We start from the raw sequence: 22,177 nt of genomic DNA on the forward strand, positions 1-22,177 counted from the left end.
GTGTCGAGTGGACGGGTCAGGCCGTGGCCTCGACCGGAGAGGACTGGCGTGTCGTCGCCACGCCCACGCCGCGCACCCAGCCGAGCTTGCCCGCGATCACGTAGAGCGCCATCGACAGGAACAGGCTGATGAGCGACGGGATGCCCCAGGTGACGAAGTAGCCGACGAGCGCCGACACCAGCCACACCACGATGGTCGCGGGGACGATCCGGGGAGCGGTGGCGGGGAGCGTTCCCTCGTCGCGGGTGGCGTCGAGGTCGGGTCGCCAGCGCCGCACGATGTAGTACTCGGCGACCATGATCCCGGCGATGGGCGGGAAGGCGACGCTCAGCACGATGAGGAACTCGGTGAACTGCCCGAGGATGCCGACCGCGGCCAGCACCGAGCCGACGACGCCGAGGACGATCGTCGTGGTCACGCGGTGCAGGTTGCGCCCGAACGCGGTGGAGATGAAGTTCACCAGGCCCAGGGTCGAGGAGTACAGGTTCCAGTCGTTGATCTTCAGGGTGCCGGTGAGGACGATGAACAGGCCGATGAAGCCGACCGAGGAGGTCACGATCGCCACGATGTCTCCGGTGCCCGCCGCGTGGGCGAGCAGCACGCCGGCGAGGCCGATCACGAACTCGCCGAGGGAGACGCCGAGCACGGTCTGCTTCACGACGTCTGCGCGGGAGCGGTTGAAGCGGGTCATGTCTCCGGTGATGATCGCCCCGACGATCAGACCGCCGGCCACGATCCCGGTGCCCGCCCACACGCTCATGGCGGGGCCGGGCGCGGGTCCGGTGAGCAGCTCGCCGATGTCGTGACGGCTCAGTTCGGAGATGACCGACCAGCCGACGAGGATCAGGAACAGCGGCACGGTGATGTTCGCCAGCCACTGCATCCCGACGAAACCGAAGGCCACGATCGCCGTGACGACGAGTCCGAAGATGAGGCTCCACGCCCACACCGGCAGGGCACCGGGCATGAGGGCGTCGAGCGACTGCGCCGAGATCGCGGACTGGATGCCGAACCAGCCGATGAGGCTGATGCCGATGGCGAGGCCGACGAGGGAGGCGCCGATCTCACCGAAACCGGTCCACCGCGCCAGAAGAGCGGTGTTGAGTCCCTCGCGCTGGCCGATGAAGCCGACCACGCACATGATCACCTCGAGGATGAGGGAGCCGAGGAGGAAGGCGAGGACGGCCTCGCCAAAGGTCATGCCGTAGCCGAGGGTCGCTCCGAGGAGGAACTGCGAGAGGGCCGAGACCTGACCGAACCGCTGTACGGCGATTCCGAACCAGGGCTTGCGGGCCTCGGGAGTCACTCGGGAGAGCGCGAAGTCATCTGCGTGCGCCGTGCGTGCCATGAGGATCCTTCGAGAGGAGGGACGGGTTTTGTCGGCCACAGTAGCGACGCGACAAGACCTCGCGACATGTGCATTGCGCACGAGAATGCCTCATCGATGTGCAGTGCGCACATCCTGGCTCTTACTCTCCGACTCCGACTCCGGCTCCGGCTCCGGGTCGGCGACTGCGCGTGAAGTCGCCGAACGCACGGGATATCGACGCACGGATGCCGTGCACTCGACGACTGCACGTGAACTCGACGCAGGCACGAAGCAGGCACAGGCATCATGCGAACGCTCGCGGGGGCCTGTCGGGCTCGGCGCGGACGGATCAGCGCAGTGCGTGCTCCTCGATGAAGGCGCGCAGCACGGCGGCGGCGTCGGCCATCTCGGTGACGTGCTGCGGGGCGTCGAGCATCGCGCGCAGATCGGACGAATAGTCCAGCTCGACCCCGATCGCCTCGTGGATCGTCTCGGCGAACTTCTCGGGCTTCGCCGTCTCCAGCACGAGCATCGGGACCCCGGACTCGACGTGCTGACGGGCGACGAAGACGCCGTCGGCCGTGTGCGGATCGATGATGTCCTCCGCCGCCTCGTAGACGGCGCGGATCGTGTCGACCCGGTCGGCATGGGTCGAGGTGCCGCTGACGATGCCGAACTCCTCGGTGAAGCGCGCGAGGTCGGCGGTGAAATCGAAGTAGCCCTGCTGATCGAGGTCGCGCCACGCGGCCACCACGCGGGCGGGGTCGCGATCGACCAGCTCGAAGATGAAGCGCTCGAGGTTCGAGGCCTTCGAGATGTCCATCGACGGGCTCGACGTGGCGAGCGTCTGCTCGGCGTTGCGCGGACGGTAGACGCCCGTGCGGAAGAACTCGTCGAGGACGTTGTTCTCGTTGGCGGCGAGCACGAGCCGGCGGATCGGCAGCCCCATCTGCTTGGCGTAGAAGCCGGAGAGGATGTTGCCGAAGTTGCCCGAGGGCACGGTGAACGACAGCTCGGTCCAGCCGCCGGCATCCGTCGCCCGCAACCAGGCCCAGAAGTAGTAGACGACCTGCGCGGTGATGCGCGCGAGGTTGATGGAGTTCACGGCGCCGAGGTGCTGGGTGCGCTTGAAGTCGAGGTCTCCCGCGAGCTCCTTGACGAGGTTCTGGCAGTCGTCGAAGACCCCGTCGATCGCGATGTTGTGCACGTTCGCGTCGTCGAGGGAGAACATCTGCGCGCGCTGGAACGTGCTCATGCGCCCCTGCGGGGAGAGCATGAAGACCGAGATGCGATCCTTGCCGCGGAGGGCGTGCTCAGCGGCGGAGCCGGTGTCGCCCGACGTGGCGCCGAGGATGTTGAGGACGGAGCCCTTGCGCTCCAGCGCGTACTCCACGACCTGGCCGAGGAACTGCATCGCCATGTCCTTGAAGGCCAGCGTCGGCCCCTCGGAGAGCCCGACGAGCGTGAGGCCGCCGTCGATCTCGCGCAGCGGGACGACGGATCCGGGGAACGGCGCGTACGCCGCCTCGGTCATGCGCGCGAGGTCCTCGCGCGGGATGTCGGTGGCGAAGAGCCCCAGCACCTCGGTCGCGAGCTGCGGGTAGGTGAGGGCCCGCCACCGCTCCAGCGTCTCCCCGTCGACGGTCGGCATGACCTCGGGCACAGCCAGACCTCCGTCTGTCGCCAGCCCTTCGAGCAGGGTCTCGCAGTACGGCAGCGGCTGCATGCCGCCTCGGGTCGAGATGTACTGCACGGTGGCTCCTCAGATCGGAATCGGCGCGGGACTCCCATTCTCGCAGGTGGCGGAGAGCCCATGACACAGGGGCGGATGCTCAGAACAGCGACGTCGGCAGCGCGCCCTCGTGCTCCAGGAGCCAGCGCTTCGTCTGCAGGCCCTGCCCCGGGTCACCGCCGGAGTAGCCGCCGAGGCCGTCGCCCGCGACGACGCGATGACACGGCACGATCAGCGGAACCGGGTTCGCGCCCATGATCGCGCCGATCCCCCGAGCCGGAATGCTCGTGCCACTGCGGGCGGCGAGCTCGCCGTAGGTCACGGTCTCCCCCGACCCGACGGTCTCATAGAGGGCCATCAGCACCGCACGAGTGGCGTCGGTCTGCACGCCGAGGTCGATCGGCAGGTCGAAGTCGGCACGGTCGCCGGAGAAGTACGCGTCCAACTGCGCGAGGGCCTCGTCGAGGAGGGCGTCGGGCCCGGCATCCGCTCCGACCGGTGCGACCGACCGCCAGGTCACCCGGGTGATCGCCGTGCCGGAGCTCTCGACGCCGATCACGCCGACCGGGGTCTGCAGCGTTCCGAAAGAGGGCATGCTGCGACTCTACGCCGGGTCGCGGACACCGAGATCGCGTGCGAAGCAGAGGGACAGAGCACTGTCGACGTAGTGCCCGAAGAGCGGGATCGGCGCGTATCCCTCGCGCTCGTAGAACCGCACGGCATCGGGTTGGGCGGTGCCCGTCTCGAGGACCAGCCGTCGGATGCCGAGCGCCAGCGCCTCGCGCTCCAGAGCCCGCAGAAGCGCCACCGCCGCGCCCGTGCCCCGGGCCGACGGCGCGGCGTACATGCGCTTGATCTCCGCAATACCCGGGCCGAGGACGCCGTCATCCAGCGGCCGCAGGCCGCCGCACACGATCGCGAGCCCCGCCGCATCCCTCGCGACGAGGAAGACCGGCACATCGTGCGCCGTCGGGACCACACCGGGCTCGTGGTCGTCGCTGCCGTAGCGCTCGTCCAGCTCCGCGCGCTGCGCGGCGCGCAGGCGCACGGCATCCGGATGCTCCCACTCGACCCTCTCGATCGACACCGTCATCGCCGCTCCTCCACTCATACGCCGTCACGCTACCCTCCGCGGATTTCCGTTCTGTTGCGTGAATTCAGCATGATCTGAATTCAGACTTTCATGTACATTGAGGACGTGACGACCACCGCCTCCCTCACCCACACCGCAGCCGTGTCCCGCCTGGGGCATGCGCTGTCCGACCCCACCAGGGCCGGCATCCTGCTCGCCCTCCGGGAGGCGCCGTCATATCCGTCCGACCTCGCCGAGACGCTCGACGTCACACGGCAGGTGATGTCCAATCATCTCGCCTGCCTCCGCGGCTGCGGCCTGGTCGAGAGCGTCCCCGACGGACGCCGCAGCCGCTACCGCCTCGCCGACGAGCATCTCGCCCCGGCCCTCGGCGACCTGATGCGGGTGGCGCTCATCGTCGAACCCGGCTGCTGCGACGGCGAAGGGTGCACCTGCTGATGGCGTCGACGATCGCACCGGAGCGGCGCGCGGTTCTGGAGAGGCGCATCCGGATCATCGTCGCCGTGACCATCGGCTACAACCTGATCGAGGCCGTCATCGCGATCGCGGCCGGCTCAGCCGTCTCATCGACGGCCCTGATCGGCTTCGGTCTGGACTCGACGATCGAGGTGCTGTCCGCGGCGGCGGTCGCCTGGCAGTTCACCCGTCGCGACCCCGAGCGCTGGGAGAAGCCCACTCTGCGGGTCATCGCGATCGCGTTCTTCGCCCTGGCGGCCTACGTCACGGTGTCATCGGCTCTCACGCTCCTCGGCGGCACCCGCCCGGAGCACAGCACGGTCGGGATCATCCTCACCGCCGTGAGCGTCGTGGTGATGCCGTTCCTCTCTCTCGCCGAGCGGAGGGCCGGCCGGGAAATCGGTTCGGCCACCGCCGTCGCGGACTCGATGCAGACCCTGATCTGCACGTACCTCTCGGCGGCCGTGCTCCTCGGACTCGTTCTGAACAGCCTGTTCGGATGGTGGTGGGCGGATGCCGTCGCCGGCCTCGTGATCGCCGTCTTCGCGGTGCGCGAAGGGCTCGAGGCGTGGAAGGGAGACGCCTGCGCGACATCGGTGGGCATGCTCCTCGAGGACGATCACGCGGAGCACTGAACCACGCACTCGGAGAAACTTTGCCGAACTCGCGTCATCATCCGCCCCTCGCACCGTCTTGCTCATGTGACGAAGAACGGATCTTGGGGATAACCTTCGTATCTGCGTCTGGGCCGCATCTCCCCTCACTTCGCGGCCCGGCGAGCGGGGCCGCCTCCCATGGCCCCGCTCGCCCCTTCTCCTCCTCCGGCCCGTTCACCGGCGTGAGGTAGTCTCGCTTCACGACCGGCGCCCGAAGCCGATCGGCAAGACGAGGTTCCATGGACGACCCCAGCGACACGACAGACGCGGAGACAGACGGTCAGCTTCTGCTCCGCAGCCGTGACGGCGATCGCCACGCCTTCTCCGAGCTCTGGCGCCGACACGCACCCGTGGCCGTCGCGTACGCGCGGAGTCTCGGCTCGTCGCCGCCCGACCCCGAAGACGTGGTGTCCGACGCGTTCGTCAGCATCCTCCGCCAGCTCAGGGCCGGCAAGGGTCCGCAGCGCAGCTTCCGCCCCTATCTGCTCACGACGGTCAAGAACACCTGGATGAGCCACGCACGCCGCACGCCGCTGATGAGCTCCCTGGACGACACCGAGCATCCGCCGTCCGTCCTCGGCGCGATCGACGTCGAGGCGATGGTGAACTCGACCGCTCTGGCGGAGGCGTTCGACTCGCTCCCCGAACGCTGGCAGCACGCGCTGTGGCTGAGCGAGGTGGAACAGCTGCCCCCTCGTCAGATCGCCGAACTCCTCGGCATCCGCCCCAACTCGGCGGCCGCGCTCACCTACCGCGCCCGCGACGCCCTTCGCAAGGCATGGATCCGGGCCCATCTTCGAGCGGCGCCCGACGGCACCGACCACGCGCGCGTGATCGAGATGCTCGGAGCGTACGCGCACGACGATCTCTCTCCGCGCTCCGAGCGCTTCGTCACCGCGCACCTCGACGGGTGCGCGACCTGCCGCTCGGCCGCGGGCGAGGCCAGGAAGCTCGCCAGAGCGATGACCATCGGCCCGCTCCTGGCCGGCGGTGCAGGTCTCGTGCTCGCTCCCGCGCTCTTCCACGCAGAGCAGGCCGCGGCCGCGGTCGTGGGCACGACGGGGCTGTCCGGCTGGGTGGGAGCATCCGCCGGCGCGCAGCCGGTGCTCCACGCAGCCGGCCACTCGGCGGCCCTGCTGTGGCCTGTCGCCGCGGCGACCGCGGTGGCGCTGTCGGTCGGGGGCAGCCTGTTCGTGCGCCCCGATGCGGCGCCGGACGCGACCGGTGTGCTCACACCCACGGTGTCGGCCTCCGTGCCCACGGCATCCGCTCCGACCCCCTCGGCATCGCCTGCCGTCGCCGAGCCCGCCGAGCCGACTCCGGCCGCCCCGTCGGCGATGCCCGACCCGACTCCCCCACCCGCCGTGCCGCCGGCCGCACCGCTGCTCGATCCCGTCGAGACGACGGCGCCATCCGCCGCCGAGAAGCCCGTGGAGATCGTCACGAAACCCGGCAGCGGCAACGCCTTCGGCAACGATCACAGGGATGAGGCGACGCCCGCGCGCAACGATGCCAACGAGGACGACGAGCGCGTCGACGCCCTCACGACCGGGCCGCGGGGCTCATCCTGGTGGTCGTCGACCGTCGTCGTCCGGGTGACGACCGACGCGAAGAAAGACACGGCCAGCATCGCGGTGTGGGGCGCCGGTGACGCCGACCTCGCCATCGTCGTGGACGCGCAGACGATCGGGATCGCCCCGGACGCCCTCGGCTGGTCCGACGCGTTCGTGGTGACGCTGCCCGAGGGCGAGCACACCGTATCGGTGCACTACGTCGACGCAGAGGGTCGGATCGGCGAGGCCGCCGCCCAATCCGTGTTCTCGGTCTACTAGCCGGAGCGCCCCGGCGCCGCCATCGGCATGGACGTCCGGTCTCCCGACGAGGCCACGCCGTCGAGCAGCGCGCCAGCGGCGGTCAGCACCCGTGCCGTTCCCGCATGCCCCTGCGCACGGGCGATCACCGGCCCGAGCGCGCGCGTGAAGGCGGTCACCGCGGGAAGCGGTCGCATGTACAGCGTCAGCTCTCGGATCAGTCCGGAGTCGTCGAGGCGAAGCCACTGGCACTCGTTGAGCGTGCGCCCACGGACCGTGGTCGTCGCGAACAGCACGACCTCATCGTCGCCGCGCACCTCGCCGTCGAAGCGGATGCCGTCGAGAACCTCGAACGCCGAGACGAGGAGCTCGCGGATCTGCTCACGCCCGCGGAAGGCGAAGCCGTCCGTGAGCGGAGAGATCAGCACGGCGTCGTCGGCGAGGACCTCCGCGGCGAGCGCAGCATCCGCCGTCTCGCCCGCGCTCTTCCACTGCTCGATCACGTCCACGATGTCGCCCCCTGCCGGCTGCCCTGCGGTGCCCAGAGTCTACGGGGCCACCTCGAAGTACAGGTGCGCATGAAGGGAGCACCCGGGGTTGAACCCCGCCGCGCAACGCGGACATGAGGAGGACTCCAGATACTCGGCGATGGTGAGCACGGAGCCGCAGACGCCGCACAGCACCGCCTCGGCACCGCGTTCGTCGAGCGGCCACACCGCCGAGGGATGCCCGGCAGCCTCTTCGTGGCAGAAGTGGCACGGATAGAACTCGCCGCAGCACGCGAACCGGATCGCGACGACGTCGAGCTCGGACCGGTAGTGGACGCATCGTGTCTGCCCGTCGACCACCGCTCCCCGCACGGGCGGGGCTCCGGGCGTCGACGTCGGATCCATGCTCCCCATTGTGCGCCCGCGACCCTCCGGAGAGGAACGCCGCTGGGAGAAGAGAAGAGGGGCGGCGCTCGGGGAGAGCGCCGCCCCTCGGGGAGGTGTTGAAGGGGGCACGTGGGGAGTGCCGCCCTTCAGGGGAGGTGCTGTGCACCGCGTGACGGGGAGGTCACGGTCAGCCCGGGGAGACGGGCTATGAGTACCAACGGATGTCCGGAGGGAATCTGTCGGTCCCCGCGCAGATTTCTCAGGATGCGCGTCGGCGACGCGACCCGATCAGGTACACCCCGCCCGCGAGCGTGAGGATGCTGCCCACCGCCGCCGCGACGATCGCGAAGGACGCGGTGCCTCCGGTGATCGCCAGCGAGGCGCTTCCGCCGTGCGAGCCGCCACCGGCCCCGCTGCCTCCGCCCGTGCCTCCGGACCCGCCACCAGACGGATCGGTCGGCGTCGGGCTGGGCGTCGGCTGCACCGTCCGGTCGACGATCACGATCGTGTACTCCTGGGTGTCGGTGCCGTACTCGTTCGTCGCGGTCACGGTGAACGTGTAGGTGCCGGCCGCCGTCGGGGTTCCGCTGAGCGCCCCGGTCGCTCCGTCGAACACGATTCCCGGCGGCAGAGACCCCGCGGATACGGCGAAGGTGATCGGACCGGGGCCCGTCGCCTCGACCATGGCCGTGTAGCCGGTGCCGACGGTTCCGCCGGGCAGCGTCGGAGTGACGATCACGGGCGGCTCGAGGTAGGTGAAGCCGCCGGGATAGACGGTCGAGGTCTGGTACGGCGTCGGCGTCGTGCCGGCGATCAGCCCCGTGGTCACGGCGACGTCGACCGGCCCGTGCACGTGCGGCGGGGTCACGACGCTGATCGGGCAGCCCGATGCGTCGAGGTCGGTTCCGGGGATGCCGTCGAAGGTGACCTCGGTGACTCCGAAGCTCAGCGCCAGTCCCGGCCGCATGCGTCCCTCGGAGGCGTAGCTGCCCAGCTGCGCCGGACCCGAGATCCCGCCCCAGCTGGGCCGCATTCCGCCCCAGCTGTAGAGCCGCCCGTCCGAGCCCAGCCCGAACGACGCCTGGAGGCCGACCTCGATGTCCGTGATCGTGACTCCGGCGGGGATGTCGCTCGTGTCGACCTTCATCGGGGCGGCCGCGTTGGTCATCGTGTTGTTGCCGAGCTGCCCGTCGGGATTGGACCCCCAGCTGTACATGCTGCCGTCGTCGGCGAGGACGAGAGTGTGGAATTCGCTGGCGACGATCTTCGTGATGCCGATTCCTGCGGGCATCTCGCCCTGCGCGACCGCTACGGGCACGCCCGACGCAGGCGCGGCGGGGTCGCCGATACCGAGCGAACCGTTGCCGTTGTTGCCCCACGAATAGATCTTGCCGTCGGTGCCGAGCGCGTAGCCGACGTACGACCCTGCCGCGACCTGGGTGAACGTGACCCCCGCGGGGACGGCGCCCTGCGCGAGCTTCACCGGCGAGAGCCGGTCAGGACCGCCGACGTTTCCGTCGCCGTTGCCGCCCATGAAGCTGCCGCCCCACGAGTAGATCCAGCCGTCGCTGCCGAGAGCGTAGGCGTTGCCGTTGCCGTTCGCGATCTGCGTGATGGTGACACCCGCGGGGATCTGCCCCTGCGCGAGAGCCACCGGCTCAGGACGCCAGTTGTTCGTCCCCTCGCCGTTCGAGGGCTCGCCCCAGCTGTAGACCCAGCCGTTGTCGGCGAGCACGGAGGCGCGTCCGGATCCGATCGCGAGCGACACCGGGGTGACACCGGCGGGGATCTGCCCCTGGTGCACCTTGACGGGCGTCGCCGACTCCGACGGGTTGAAGGCGCCGATGCCGAGTTGACCCGACGAGTTCATGCCCCAGGCGTAGATGCTCCCGTCAGCGGCGAGCACATACCCGGCGTACTGGTCGTAGTCGGCATCCACGATGTCAGCGCCCGCGGGGATCTCGCCCTGCGAGATCTGCGCAGGACCCGAACCGCCTCCGTTGCCGTTGGCGCCGTACTGCCATGCGCCCCAGGTCAGGACCCTGTCGTCCTTCGTGACGATCATCGCGTTCATGCCGCCGGCGGCGAACATGTCGATCGGCGACACCTCGACGCAGTCGATGAGGACGGTCGTCCCTCCGGCGACGGGCCCGGAATCAGGAGTCGGCGCCGCCCATCCGATGCCCGATGCGGTGATCGCGAGGACCGCTCCCACCGTCGCTCCCGTACCCAGCAGGCGCCGAAACGGCGCACGATTTCGTTCAGACATGAATGCTCCCCAGCGTTCTTCCGGCGGCATCCCCGCAATGCGCCCGAGGAGAGAGATGCTCGCTCCGGCGATCCATTACGCGAATACCGCGGATCGGTATGTCGGAGCGCGTTCGCCCTCCGACAGAGCGCGCCCGTCTGACGGAGCGCACCCTCTCCTGGGTTAACGAGGCAGCGGCGAGAATCTGACGGCGTCAGCCGACGAAGGCCCGCACCGTCTGCGGGGTCGAGCGCAGTTCCCCCTGCGCGCGACCCGTCACGTCACGATCGTCCATCCGACCCGACAGCGAGAGCGAGTACCGACCCTCGTCATCAGGGCGGGAGTCGGAGAGGACGAACCGCCCGTCACCGCCGCCGTCGGCCTGGCACACGGCCCCGGCCGGGCCCGTGGTGCAGTCCCACCCCTCCGGAACCTCCACGACGGCCATCCCGGCGGGCAGGATCAGAACCAGTCGGACGTCCTCCGCTGCCTCCAGATCCAGCGCGACGTCGATCTCCGCGCGCCCCTCCCCGACCGCGTGCGATGTCACGCTGAAGCTCCCCCTCGGATCAGCCCCGGCCGGAAGGAACTGCTGCACTCCGGCGAGCACGAGAAGCCCCACTCCGGTGACGATCGACAGGATGGCGAGGGCACGGGAGGTCGACGCGGGCACCCGAGACCACCATCGGGCCACCGCTCCCGACACGGTGCTCGGCATGCGGGGCGTTCGGCGCGCACTCGGCGCATCGGGCGCTCTCTCAGCGTCGGGACCGCGCCCCTCGTCGGCCTGGGCAGGGCTCGGAGCATCCAGCACGCTCCCCACGACGAAGAGCGGGATCACGCCGAAGAGCGTCGTCAACGCACCGAACCGCGCCCATGCGGCGCGACACCGGGCGCAGGTGCGGATGTGCGACATGCCACGTGAGTCCGGCGCATCGTCGACGAGTTCGGTCACCGTCTCGGGGAGCCGTCGGGCTGCCCGTCTGCACTCCTCAGGGGCGCCGTCCTCCAGGATCTCCCGCAGCGTCGCCCTGCGCAGCCCGACCTTCGCCCGCCGCACGAGCGAGTAGATCGCCGACGCCGGCCTGCCCAGCTCGGCTTCGAGCTCCGCCGGCTTGCGGCCGTCGATGACGACCCCGACGAGCACCTGCTGCTGGTCGGGCGGAAGGGAACGAAGCGCAGACGTGACGTAGCGGTACTCGCGGTGCAGGTCGGCATCCCTCGTCGAGTCGACATGGGGCGTCATCTCGGCATCCGCGTCGATGACTCCGCGCACACGGGATCGCGGCGAGCGGTACTCGTCGATCACCCGATTGCGCATCGAGCGGGCGACGTACGTGTTCGGGTTCGTCGTCGGGCCCGTGCCCTGAGCCCACACGCCCAGCAGCGCGGTGATCGCCTCGGACGCCAGATCCTCGTGGTCGATGACGCCGTTCGCGATCCATCGGGCCATGTACAGCAGGTGCGGCAGATTGTCGGCGAGGTACTCTCCCGCGGCACCGCGGTCTCCCTCGTTCGCCGCGCGGGCGCGTGCGTCGTCGAGGGCACGCCGATCAGCGGGCGCTGGTCCGTCCGTCATTTCCTCTCCCCTGCTGCACCCCCGTTTCGCGCGCCGTCGGGCACGGCACGCGACGGGACGATGACACGCCGTCCCGATAACGCCGACACTACGATGCGGATGCGCTGATCACCGCATCCTGGTCGGATTGTGTCCGCGCCCTCGGAACGAGTCGGCGCGGCCGCTGAGACCCCCTCGCTGCGCGACCGCCCCGACTCGTCGACGCCCCCCACTGAACACAACGAGAACGAACCGCGAATCTGACGGTGTGCGGGAAGAGAACCCGGCTCATGAGATGATCGCGGAATCGCGCGGAGCGGTTCGCCGCCGCCCGCGCTCAGGGCAACACGCGTACGGATCGGGAGACGCAGGGTGGAAGAGATCGACGAGACCGAACGCGCCGCTCGTGCCGCCCATCTGAAGGAGCGGATCTACCTCACCTTCGCCGCACTCGCCGTCGTCCTCGCGCTGTCGAGTCATGGCCACGTCACCGCCGGCGAGGCCGCCACCACCCTGATCGTCACCGTTCTCGGCACGCTGCTCGCCGTGTTCACCGCGGATGCCGTCTCCCACATCGTCGTGCACGGCAGGTTCTTCACCCGCCAGGAGCTCGGCCACGCCCTCGGCTCCAGCTTCGGAGCGCTCAGCTCGGTCGCCCTGCCGTTCGTCTTCCTCGGCCTCGCCGGGCTCGGCGTCTGGAGCGCAGAGGCTGCGCTGCGCGCGGGCACGATCGCCCTCGTCGCGTCGCTCGTCGTGATCGGCTGGATAGCCGTGCGCCGCATCCCGCTCACCTGGTATCAGCGGCTGGTCGCGCTGGGCGCGGAGGCAGCACTGGGCCTGGCCGTGATCGGGCTGCAGGTCCTCGCGCACGGGTAGGCCGCTCGGAGAGACGGGGCTCCCTGAGCGGCGCCCGCGTCACGGGGTCAGGCTTCGTCGATCACGACGTCGAAGAACGCATCGCGGGGCTGATCGGGGTCGGGGCCGCCGCGCACGCCCGTGTCGAGCGCGTCGATGCGGGCGAGCTCCTCCCCCGTCAGCGCGAAGTCGAAGACGTCGAGGTTCTCGGCGATCCGGGCGGGGTTGACCGACTTCGGGATGACCGAACGCCCCTGCTCGATGCCCCAGCGGAGCATGATCTGCGCCGGGCTCTTGTCGTGCGCGGCGGCGATCTCGCCGATCGTGGGGTCCTCGATCACGCTGCGCTTGCCGTCTCCCCACCCCGGGTAGAACGTGATGCCGCCGATGGGCGACCACGCCTGGGTGAGGATGCCGTGGGCCGCGTTCGCAGCCTGGACCTCGGGCTGGGTGAAGTAGGGGTGCACCTCGACCTGGTTGACGGCAGGAACCACGTCCGTCTCTGCGAGCAGGCGGTCGAGGTGGTTCGGCATGAAGTTGCTGACGCCGATCGCGCGGACCCTCCCCTCCGCGAGCAGAGTCTCCAACGCCCGGTACGCCGCGACGGTGGCCTCGAATCGCGTCGGCGCCGGCTGGTGCAGCAGGAGCAGATCCAGCGTCTCCACCTGCAGCTTGCCGACGGCCTTCTCGAACGCGTGCAGCGTCTGCTCGTAGCCGTAGTCGCTGACCCACACCTTCGTCTCGAGGAACACCTCATCCCGAGGGATGCCGGAGCGGCGCAGCCCTTCCCCGACCTGCCGCTCGTTGCGGTACGCGGCCGCCGTGTCGATGTGGCGGTATCCCGCGCGCAGGGCGGTGTCGACGGCCGCCGCCGTCTCCTCCGGCGGGCTCTGGAACACGCCGAGCCCGAGCGCGGGGAGCACGACACCGTTGTTGAGTGTGAGGTCGATCATGATCGCGAGTCCTTCCGGTCGGTTCGCATCGCGCGGCACTCCGCGTCGACTCGACGCTCATTCCATCACCGCTCACGTGCGCACGGGAGTCACCGGGAAACCCGGTACTGCCGGTACCCCTCTCCGCGAGCCGATCCACGCCCGGTTGCTGTGAGCGCACACAGCAACCGGGCGTAACGTCGGTACATGAACGCACAATTGAAGATCGCGGGGCACAGCCCCGACCTGCTGGGTCTGGAATCCGTCCTCGTCGGCTCGCTCCCCGCGACGCTGATGACGAATGACGCTCCCGACCACTACACCGTGGAAGCGGTGTTCACGCGCAAGACCGATCGCGACGAGGTCGCCGCGATCCAGGGCAGCGAGACGCGCGCCCACCTGTCCGCGAACGGATTCCCGACCGTCGAGCTGCATGTCGCCGATCGTCGTCTGGAGATCGCGAACACCAACCTGGAAGAGCTCCGCGACGGCCTCGCTGCCGTGATCGCCGAGCGACTGGCCGAGATCAGCGCCGCCCTCCAGGCGGAGCATGAGATCGCGGCCCACCGTTTCCAGGACGCCTCCGATCGCGAGCAGGAGCGCGCGGCATCCGTCGCCGCCCTGGCCGAGTCGGTGGCATTCACCCGTCGCACTGCGGAGGTCGCCCTCGACGACGACGCGCGCATCGACGACTGGGTCGAAGAGGGCGGTGCCGTCCGCGCATAGGGCGGCGCCCGAGAAGAGGTCATCATGGACGGCATCCGTCCGATCGTCCGCACGCGCCCGCGCGACAGCGCCCCGCGTGCGACGAGCACCTTCACCGAACTGGCGCAGCAGATCCGCGGACTCGGTCTGCTGCGCCGCCGATACGGCTACTACTGGACGAAGCTCGTGGCCGCTCCTCTCGCCGTGGCGGTCACGCTCATCGCCTTCGTCTGGATCGGCGACACCTGGTGGCAGCTGTTCACCGCCGCCGTCCTGGCGATCGTGTTCACGCAGATCGCGTTCCTCGGACACGACGCCGCGCATCGGCAGATCTTCGTGTCCGGCCGCTGGAACGACTGGGTCAGCATCGTCCTCGGAGACCTGCTGGTGGGGATGAGCTACGGCTGGTGGCAGCACAAGCACACCCGCCACCACGCCAATCCGAACAAGCTCGGCTCCGATCCCGACATCGAGCTCCCCGTCATCGCGGTCACGGCGGAGACGGCGGCACGGCACCACAGCCCGCCCGTGGCGTGGATGCGGGCGCACCAGGGGCTGCTGTTCTTCCCGATCCTCCTCTTCGAGGGGCTGTCGCTGCACGCGTCGAGCGTCCGGCGGGTGTGCACGAAAGGGCGCCTCGAGAGGAGATGGGCGGAGATCGCCTTCCTCAGCATCCGGATGATCGGCTATCTGGTGCTGGTCTTCATCGTGCTCTCCCCGGGGATCGCCTTCGTCTTCCTCGCCGTGCAGCTGGGGCTCTTCGGGTTCTACATGGGCATCGCGTTCGCCCCGAACCACAAGGGGATGCCGGTGGTGCCCCGCGACATGACCCTGGACTTCCTCCGGCGTCAGGTGCTGATGAGCAGGAACGTCAAGGGCGGCCGCTTCCTGGACGTCGCCATGGGCGGGCTCAACTATCAGGTCGAGCACCACCTCTTCCCGTCGATGCCTCGGCCGCATCTGCGCAGGGCCGCACCGGTCGTCGCCGCGTACTGCGATGCGCACGACGTGCGGTACACACGCGTCGGGCTGCTCGCGTCGTACGCGATCGTGGTCCGCTACATCAACCGCGTGGGGCTGGGCGAGCGCGACGTGTTCACCTGTCCGCTCGTGGAGCAGCGGAGCGCCGTGGGCTTGGCGAGGGGATGATCAGAGCGCACCCTGATCTCCGGAGTCCGTGCGGGGCCGACCTCCACTCCTCGACCCCGCACGGAGCGGGAGCCAGGAGACGCCGGCACGGGGAGTGTGCTGCGGCGTCTCCTGGTGTCATGCGGTGCGCGACCGACGCGAACGGGTGCGAGCGACGAGTCCGGCGCCCGCCAGCATCAGCAGCACCGAGAACGTGAGCGCGCCGACGGCGAGCTCACCGCCCGTGGGCGGCAGCGCGACCGCGAGCACTCCGGTCTTCGCTGTGGAGGGGTCGGAGACGATCTTCGGTCCACTCGGAGGCGTTCCGGTCGCCGTCGCCGTGTTCTCCAGGGAGCCCTTCTTCTCGTCGGCCTTCTGCACGACGTACGTCGCCGTGCAGACGACCTTCTCACCGGGCGCCAGGCTGCGTCCACCGTCGGCGCACACGGGCGTCGACAGCGCGCCGGTGCCGGTGAAGGCTCCCTCGGCGATGGCGACGTCGGCGACCGTCACGTTGCCGGTGTTGGTCACCGTGAACGTGTAGGTGACGGTGTCGCCTTCCCGTGCGACCTGCTTGTCGGCGACCTTCACGAGCGACAGCGCGGGGTTCTGGGACCCCTCGATGACGACACGGGACGGGTCCGTCACGACAGGCTCGCCAGTGGGCGGGGTGCCGGATGCCGTCGCGCTGTTCTCGAGCGCACCGGCATCCACATCGGCCTGCTGCACCGTGTAGGTCGCCGTGCAGACGAGCTGCTGACCGGGGATGAGGGTGCGTGCGTCAGGGCAGTCGAGAGCCGAGAGCTCACCGGCGCCGCTGAAGTCGCCCTCGGCGACGGCCACCGCAGACATCGTCACGTTGCCGGTGTTGGTCACGGTGAACGTGTAGGTCACGGTCTCGCCGACGACGAGGTCGGTCTTGTCCGCGGTCTTCACGATCGCGAGCGCCGGAGCAGGGGTCGCATCGCTCGTCGTGGTCGACGGGTCCGACTCGATCGGGTCGCCGCCAGGAGGCGTGCCCGTCGCGGTGGCGGTGTTCGCCACGCGCCCCGCGTCCACATCGGCCTGCTGCACGACGTACGTCGCCGTGCAGATCAGCTGCGCACCGGGTGCGAGCGTGCGGTCGGCCGGGCACTCGACCGCGGAGATGTCTCCGGCGCCCGTGAACTCGCCCTCCGCGATCTCCACGTCGCTCAGGGTGACGTTGCCGGCGTTGGTGACGACGAACGAATACGTGATCGTCTCTCCGAGCACGAGCTGCGCCTTGTCGGAGGACTTCACGATCGTGATCGCCGGAGACTGCGTCGCCGCGATGTTCACCGCGGACGGCGCCGAGACCACCGGGCCACCGGTCGGGGGGTTGCCCGTGGCGGTCGCGGAGTTGTCCACCGCTCCCGCATCGACGTCCGCCTGCTGCACCACGTACGTGGCCGTGCATTCCAGCTCCCCACCGGGGGCGAGGGTCCGATCCGTCGGGCAGTCCAGCGCCGACAGCGCACCCGCACCGGTGAACGTCCCCTCGACGACGGAGGCGTCGGTCAGGGTCACGTTGCCGGTGTTCGTCACGAGGAACGTGTACGTCACCGTCTCCCCCGCGACCAGCTGCGTCTTGTCCGCCGACTTCACGATCGTGATCGCCGGGGACTGCGTCGCCGCGATGCTCACCTCAGAGGGCTCCGAGACCACCGGGTCGCCGGTGGGCGGGGTGCCCGTGGCGGTCGCGGAGTTGTCCACCGCACCGGCATCGACATCCGCCTGCTGCACCACGTACGTCGCCGTGCACTCCAGCTCCCCACCGGGAGCCAGGGTCCGGTTCGCCGGGCAGTCCAGTGCCGACAGCGCACCCGCACCGGTGAACGTCCCCTCGACGACGGAGGCGTCGGTCAGGGTCACGTTGCCCGTGTTCGTCACGAGGAACGTGTACGTCACGGTCTCGCCGAGCACGAGCTGCGTCTTGTCGGCCGACTTCACGATCGTGATCGCCGGGGACTGCGTCGCCGCGATGTTCACCTCAGAGGGCTCCGAGACCACCGGGTCGCCGGTGGGCGGGTTGCCCGTCGCGGTCGCGGAGTTGTCCACCGCGCCGGCATCGACATCGGCCTGCTGCACCACGTAGGTCGCCGTGCACTCCAGCTCCCCACCGGGAGCCAGCGTCCGATCCGTCGGGCAGTCCAGCGCCGACAGCGCACCCGCGCCCGTGAACTCGCCCTCCACCACGGAGGCGTCGGTCAGAGTGACGTTGCCCGTGTTCGTCACGAGGAACGTATACGTCACGGTCTCGCCTGCGACCAGCTGCGTCTTGTCCGCCGACTTCACGATCGTGATCGCCGGGGACTGCGTCGCGGTGATGCTCACCTCAGACGGACCCGACACGACGGGATCACCCGTCGGAGGAGTGCCCGTCGACGTCGCGGAGTTCGTGATGCGGCCGGCATCCACGTCCGCCTGCTGCACCACGTAGGTGGCCGTGCAGTCCATGAACTCGTTCGGCGAGAGCGTCCGATCCACCGGGCAGTCGACGGCCGAGAGCGCCCCTGCGCCGGAGAACGTCCCCTCCACGACCGAGGCGTTCGTCAGCGTCACGTTGCCCGTGTTCGTCACACGGAACGAGTACGTCACCGTCTCGCCGGCCACCAGCGTGCGCTTGTCGGCGGTCTTGACGATCGACACCGACGGGTCCGGGACCGACGGCGTACGCGTCGTCGACGGGTCGGAGGTCACCGGGGTACCGGAGGGCGGGGTGCCCGTCGCGGTCGCGGTGTTCTCCATGGAACCCGCATCGACATCCGCCTGCTGCACCACGTAGGTCGCCGTGCACACCATCTGCGCGCCGGGAGTCAGCGTCCGGTCGGCCGGGCAGTCCACGGCCGAGATCGTGCCGGCGCCCGTGAAGGAGACATCCTGCACGGCGGCATCCGTCAGCGTGACGTTGCCGGTGTTCGTGACGACGAACGAGAACGTGACGGTCTCGCCCACGACGAGCACGGCGGTGTCGGAGGACTTCTTGATCGAGATCGCCGGAGTCTGCGTTCCGGTGATGTTCGCCGCGGAGGGCGCCGAGGTCACCGGGTCGCCGGTGGGCGGGGCGCCCGTCGCGGTCGCGGAGTTGTCGACCGAGCCGGCATCCACATCCGCCTGCTGCACCACGTACGTGGCCGTGCAGTCCATGAACTCATCCGGCGAGAGCGTCCGGTCGGCCGGGCACGTCACGGCGGAGAGCGAGCCCGCCCCCGTGAAGGTCCCCTCCACCACGGAGGCGTCCGTCAGGGTCACGTTGCCCGTGTTCGTCACACGGAACGAGTAGGTCACCGTGTCGCCCGCGACGAGGTTCGTCCGGTTCGCGGTCTTCGCGATCGTGATCGCGGGAGCCTGCGCACCCGTGACCTTCGCCTCGGACGGAGCGGAGACCACCGGGGTCCGCGACGGCGGGGTGCCCGTGGCGGTGGCCGTGTTGTCGATCGCACCGGCATCCACATCCGCCTGCTGCACCACGTACGTCGCCGTGCACTCCAGCTCCCCACCGGGGGCGAGCGTCCGATCGGCGGGGCACGAGACGGCCGACAGGGCGCCGGCGCCGGAGAACGACCCCTCCACCACAGCGGTATCGGTCAACGTCACGTTGCCCGTGTTCGTGATCGCGAAGGTGTACGTGATCGTCTGACCGACGACGAGGTTCGTCCGGTCCGCGGTCTTCACCAGAGCCACCGAGGGCGTCTGCGCCGCGGTGAGGTGCGCCGCCGAGGGGTCGGACGTCACGGGGCCGCCCGAGGGCGGGGTGCCGGTCGACGTGGCCGTGTTGTCGAGCACGCCGGCATCCACGTCAGCCTGCTGCACCACGTACGTGGCCGTGCAGTCCATGAACTCGTTCGGGGAGAGCGTGCGGTCGGACGGGCACGTCACGGCCGAGAGCGAGCCCGCTCCGGAGAACGTCCCCTCCACGACCGACGCGTTCGTCAGCGTCACGTTGCCCGTGTTCGTCACCCGGAAGGAGTACGTCACGGTCTGACCTGCGACCAGGGTGGCGCGGTCGGCCGTCTTGACGATCGACACGGACGGGTCGGGGACCGACGGCGTGCGCGTCGTCGACGGGTCGGACGTCACCGGGATGCCAGAGGGCGGGGTGCCCGTCGCGGTCGCGGTGTTGTCCATGGAGCCGGCATCGACATCCGCCTGCTGCACCACGTACGTGGCCGTGCAGACGAGCTGCGCACCGGGGGCGAGAGTCCGATCAGCGGGACAGCTCACCGCCGACATCGTGCCGGCGCCGGTGAAGGCGGTCTCGTTGACGCCGACGTTGTTCAGCGTCACGTTTCCGGTGTTGGTCACGACGAAGCTGAACTTCACGGTCTCGCCGACGACGAGCACGGCGGTGTCGGAGGACTTCTTGATCGTGATGCCCGGGGTCTGCGTCGCGGTGAGGCGGACGCTGGAGGGGGTCGAGGTCACGGCGATGTCGTCGGGAGAGACGGCTCGCGCGGTCGCGGTGTTGTCCACGGCTCCCGCGTTGACGTCGGCCTGGCGCACCACGTACGACGCGGTGCAGGTGGTCGAGGCTCCGGTCGCCAGCGGCTGGGGCAGCGCCGGGCAGCTGATCGCCGACATCGCTCCGGCGCCGGTGAACGCGGTCTCCGACACGGAGATGTCGTGCAGCGGCACGTTGCCGTCGTTGGTGACCTTGAACGAGTAGGTCACCGTCTCGCCGGCGACGAGGGTCGAGGTGCTCGCCGTCTTCTGCAGCGAGACGTGCGGCAGCCGGGCGCCGTTCGTGAACGTGCACACCGCGGCGACGCCCTTCGGACCGCCGTCCGGAACGATGAACGAGCCCGTGCTGCCCGTGCCGGAGGCCAGGACGTTGCCGGAGTTGCGGTCGACGCAGGTCCAGCTCGAGTCGTACTTGGGCCTGCCGGTTCCCGTGCCGGTCTCGGTCACGGTGATCTGCTGACCGGAGAGCACGAGGACGGGCCCGGCTTCCTGCGGCTGGACGCCGGAGGCCGTGCCGGCGGTGGTCGCCGTGTTGCCCTTGGTGATGCCCGCGCCCGAGATCGTCATGGTGACCTGGTCGGAGGCGGTGTGACGCCCCGCCGGGAAGTCCTTGACGATGGAGACCGTGTTCGGGGAGGCGCAGGAGGCCATGTCGACCGAACCGGCGGTGGCGAAGGGCACATTGCTGATGACCGCGCCGCTGGTCGGGTTGACCTTGTACATGCGGTTGCCGCCCGCCACGTACAGGTAGCCGTCGCCCGCGAAGGCGATGCCGTTGAGCGCCGTGCCGCCCGCGTCGATGCGGACGAGCTCGGTGGCCGTGATCGCCACGGGGGTGCCGGCGGTGGCAGGGATCTTCTGGTCGATGACGCTCACGACGTTCACCGTGCCCGCGCCGCTGCCGCCGGCGACGACGTAGAGGTTGCCCTGGCTGTCGAAGGCCCAGTCGCCGTTGCCGCCGCCGTTGGGGATCGTGCCGGTGGCGACGAGGCCCATGGACTGGTTGGTGGTCGTGTTGAAGCCGTAGACGTTCAGGACGTTGCCGGTGAGGCCGCCGTAGTAGTAGTGGCCGTTCGCCTGGTTGATCGCGCCGTGCGTGACCGCGGCATTCGCCTCTCCCGCGCCGAGCAGAGTGGTCTGGCCGGTGATGCTGGAGTACTGGTAGATCGAGCGAGCTGTGCCGGCGTTGGCCGGGAGGACCCCGACGATGATCTCGCCGTAGCCGTCACGGTCGGCGTCGTAGATGCCGGTGCCGTTGAGGTTGCCGGTCGCGCCGGCGATCGAGAACGATCCGACGGAGGTCTGCGCTCCGCCGGTGCGTTCGATCTGCCAGATGTTCCGCGGGCTCACCCCCTGCTGGGTGTAGACGTCACCGCACGACAGACCGCCTGCGGCCACCGCCGTTCCCTGGTCGACCACCACCACGTTGACCGCAGCGAGAGCGGTCACGACGACCGCCACCACCGCCGCCGCAATGGATTTCGAACCCTTGAGCTGTGTTTTCCGGGCGTGCCCGAATCCCCACTTCATCGGCATCCCGTTCTCCCCCGGTTACCCGTTGCTAATATCCCCTGAACCAGGGGACCCACAACCCCCCACCCTAGGGGTTATGCGCAGATCTTTTCAGCGAACGCCTAGCTAGCATCCCAGTTAGACCGATATTTCAGCCCGAGGATGTCGAATCCGCCCTTCCGCGTTCGTGGTACTGGTGAGAGAAAGGTACTCATCATGAAGCTCACCGTCAGCCTGCAGGTCACTCTCGACGGAGTCGCTCAAGCGAACGGCGGCAACAACGAGGAGATGGACCCCGGTTTCACCCGCGGAGGCTGGGCGATCCCCTTCGGCGACGCGGATGCGGCGCAGTACATCCTCGACACCTGGCGCCGCCCCGACGCGTTTCTGCTGGGCCGGAAGACGTTCAGCCTGTTCGAGACGTTCTGGGGAGCACGCAGCGACGACGGCGGGTTCGGCGAGGCGATCAGCTCGGCGCCGAAGTACGTCGTCTCGAACACGCTGACCGCGCCCGCCTGGTCGGGAACCACCGTGGTCTCGGGAGATGTCGCCGGGGCGATCCGCGACCTGAAATCGCAGCCGGGAGCCGAACTCCTCGTCGTCGGCAGCGCAGCGCTCGCACGCTGGCTCCTCGAGAACGAGCTGGTCGACGAGATCAACCTCGTGCAGTTTCCCGTGATCGTCGGCGAAGGAGAGAAGTTGTTCCCGCAGAGCGGTCGCGACTTCGCCCTGGATCTGGTCGACTCGACGGTGTTCGGCACCGGGATCATCGCATCGACCTATCGAGTGGGCGGCCGCCCCGTCTACGCGCAGTGAGAGGAACGA

General features: G+C 69.5%; 17 protein-coding genes. 7 read left to right on the forward strand and 10 right to left on the reverse strand.

Features of this window, described 5'->3' with window-relative positions; all coding sequences use genetic code 11:
- Positions 1–16 precede the first annotated feature (16 nt).
- The 4 genes from LC438_RS15215 to LC438_RS15230 all read right to left on the reverse strand — a co-directional run bounded on the left by LC438_RS15215 (position 17) and on the right by LC438_RS15230 (position 4,134).
- Complete coding sequence (locus LC438_RS15215) at positions 17–1,348, reverse strand: cytosine permease (RefSeq protein WP_105675425.1); 1,332 nt, start codon at positions 1,346–1,348, stop codon at positions 17–19.
- 310 nt (positions 1,349–1,658) lie between these two features.
- The gene (gene thrC / locus LC438_RS15220) at positions 1,659–3,062 is read right to left on the reverse strand and encodes a threonine synthase (RefSeq protein ID WP_105675423.1); all 1,404 of its coding nucleotides are present in this window, start codon (positions 3,060–3,062) and stop codon (positions 1,659–1,661) included.
- Positions 3,063–3,141: 79 nt separating this feature from the next.
- Positions 3,142–3,636: a methylated-DNA--[protein]-cysteine S-methyltransferase gene (locus LC438_RS15225; protein ID WP_223587070.1), complete on the reverse strand. Its 495-nt coding sequence runs from the start codon at positions 3,634–3,636 to the stop codon at positions 3,142–3,144.
- A 9-nt stretch (positions 3,637–3,645) separates the two neighbouring features.
- Entirely contained in the window at positions 3,646–4,134 is a 489-nt protein-coding gene (locus tag LC438_RS15230; protein ID WP_223587071.1) for a GNAT family N-acetyltransferase, read from the reverse strand.
- A 105-nt stretch (positions 4,135–4,239) separates the two neighbouring features.
- On the opposite strand from LC438_RS15230, the gene LC438_RS15235 reads away from it, so the two are divergent.
- The 3 genes from LC438_RS15235 to LC438_RS15245 all read left to right on the forward strand — a co-directional run bounded on the left by LC438_RS15235 (position 4,240) and on the right by LC438_RS15245 (position 7,078).
- Positions 4,240–4,572, forward strand: coding sequence for a helix-turn-helix transcriptional regulator (locus LC438_RS15235; protein ID WP_223587072.1), 333 nt, complete (start codon positions 4,240–4,242; stop codon positions 4,570–4,572).
- The gene (locus tag LC438_RS15240) at positions 4,572–5,225 is read left to right on the forward strand and encodes a cation transporter (RefSeq protein WP_223587073.1); all 654 of its coding nucleotides are present in this window, start codon (positions 4,572–4,574) and stop codon (positions 5,223–5,225) included. The genes LC438_RS15235 and LC438_RS15240 overlap by 1 nt, the downstream gene beginning before the upstream one ends.
- Before the next feature lie 260 nt (positions 5,226–5,485).
- The gene (locus LC438_RS15245; RefSeq protein WP_223587074.1) at positions 5,486–7,078 is read left to right on the forward strand and encodes a sigma-70 family RNA polymerase sigma factor; all 1,593 of its coding nucleotides are present in this window, start codon (positions 5,486–5,488) and stop codon (positions 7,076–7,078) included.
- Here the strand turns inward: LC438_RS15245 and LC438_RS15250 are convergent.
- The 4 genes from LC438_RS15250 to LC438_RS15265 all read right to left on the reverse strand — a co-directional run bounded on the left by LC438_RS15250 (position 7,075) and on the right by LC438_RS15265 (position 11,759).
- Positions 7,075–7,566, reverse strand: a complete 492-nt coding sequence (locus LC438_RS15250; RefSeq protein ID WP_223587075.1) for a nuclear transport factor 2 family protein — start codon at positions 7,564–7,566, stop codon at positions 7,075–7,077. The genes LC438_RS15245 and LC438_RS15250 overlap by 4 nt on opposite strands.
- A gap of 39 nt (positions 7,567–7,605) precedes the next feature.
- A complete protein-coding gene (locus LC438_RS15255) occupies positions 7,606–7,950 on the reverse strand; it encodes a CHY zinc finger protein (protein ID WP_223587076.1) in 345 nt (114 codons plus the stop codon).
- Positions 7,951–8,191: 241 nt separating this feature from the next.
- Positions 8,192–10,201, reverse strand: a complete 2,010-nt coding sequence (locus tag LC438_RS15260; protein WP_181155920.1) for a putative Ig domain-containing protein — start codon at positions 10,199–10,201, stop codon at positions 8,192–8,194.
- A gap of 193 nt (positions 10,202–10,394) precedes the next feature.
- Complete coding sequence (locus LC438_RS15265; protein ID WP_105675407.1) at positions 10,395–11,759, reverse strand: RNA polymerase sigma factor; 1,365 nt, start codon at positions 11,757–11,759, stop codon at positions 10,395–10,397.
- A 351-nt stretch (positions 11,760–12,110) separates the two neighbouring features.
- On the opposite strand from LC438_RS15265, the gene LC438_RS15270 reads away from it, so the two are divergent.
- On the forward strand, positions 12,111–12,614 hold the full coding sequence (locus tag LC438_RS15270) for a hypothetical protein (RefSeq protein ID WP_219844616.1): 504 nt from the start codon (positions 12,111–12,113) through the stop codon (positions 12,612–12,614).
- Positions 12,615–12,661: 47 nt separating this feature from the next.
- Here the strand turns inward: LC438_RS15270 and LC438_RS15275 are convergent, their stop codons facing one another.
- Entirely contained in the window at positions 12,662–13,546 is an 885-nt protein-coding gene (locus LC438_RS15275; protein WP_105675531.1) for an aldo/keto reductase, read from the reverse strand.
- 186 nt (positions 13,547–13,732) lie between these two features.
- Between LC438_RS15275 and LC438_RS15280 the strand changes: the two genes are divergently transcribed.
- A complete protein-coding gene (locus LC438_RS15280; protein ID WP_105675403.1) occupies positions 13,733–14,251 on the forward strand; it encodes a hypothetical protein in 519 nt (172 codons plus the stop codon).
- Between the two features lie 24 nt (positions 14,252–14,275).
- Positions 14,276–15,379, forward strand: a complete 1,104-nt coding sequence (locus LC438_RS15285) for an acyl-CoA desaturase (protein WP_223587077.1) — start codon at positions 14,276–14,278, stop codon at positions 15,377–15,379.
- A 117-nt stretch (positions 15,380–15,496) separates the two neighbouring features.
- On the opposite strand, the gene LC438_RS15290 is transcribed toward LC438_RS15285, so the two are convergent.
- On the reverse strand, positions 15,497–21,289 hold the full coding sequence (locus LC438_RS15290; protein ID WP_223587078.1) for a DUF11 domain-containing protein: 5,793 nt from the start codon (positions 21,287–21,289) through the stop codon (positions 15,497–15,499).
- Between the two features lie 279 nt (positions 21,290–21,568).
- Here LC438_RS15290 and LC438_RS15295 point away from each other — a divergent pair, with 279 nt between their 5' ends.
- Entirely contained in the window at positions 21,569–22,168 is a 600-nt protein-coding gene (locus tag LC438_RS15295; protein WP_223587079.1) for a dihydrofolate reductase family protein, read from the forward strand.
- Positions 22,169–22,177: the final 9 nt, after the last annotated feature.

This window comes from Microbacterium sp. OVT16B, assembly GCF_019969705.1.
In the GTDB taxonomy this organism is placed as follows: Bacteria; Actinomycetota; Actinomycetes; order Actinomycetales; family Microbacteriaceae; genus Microbacterium; species Microbacterium natoriense.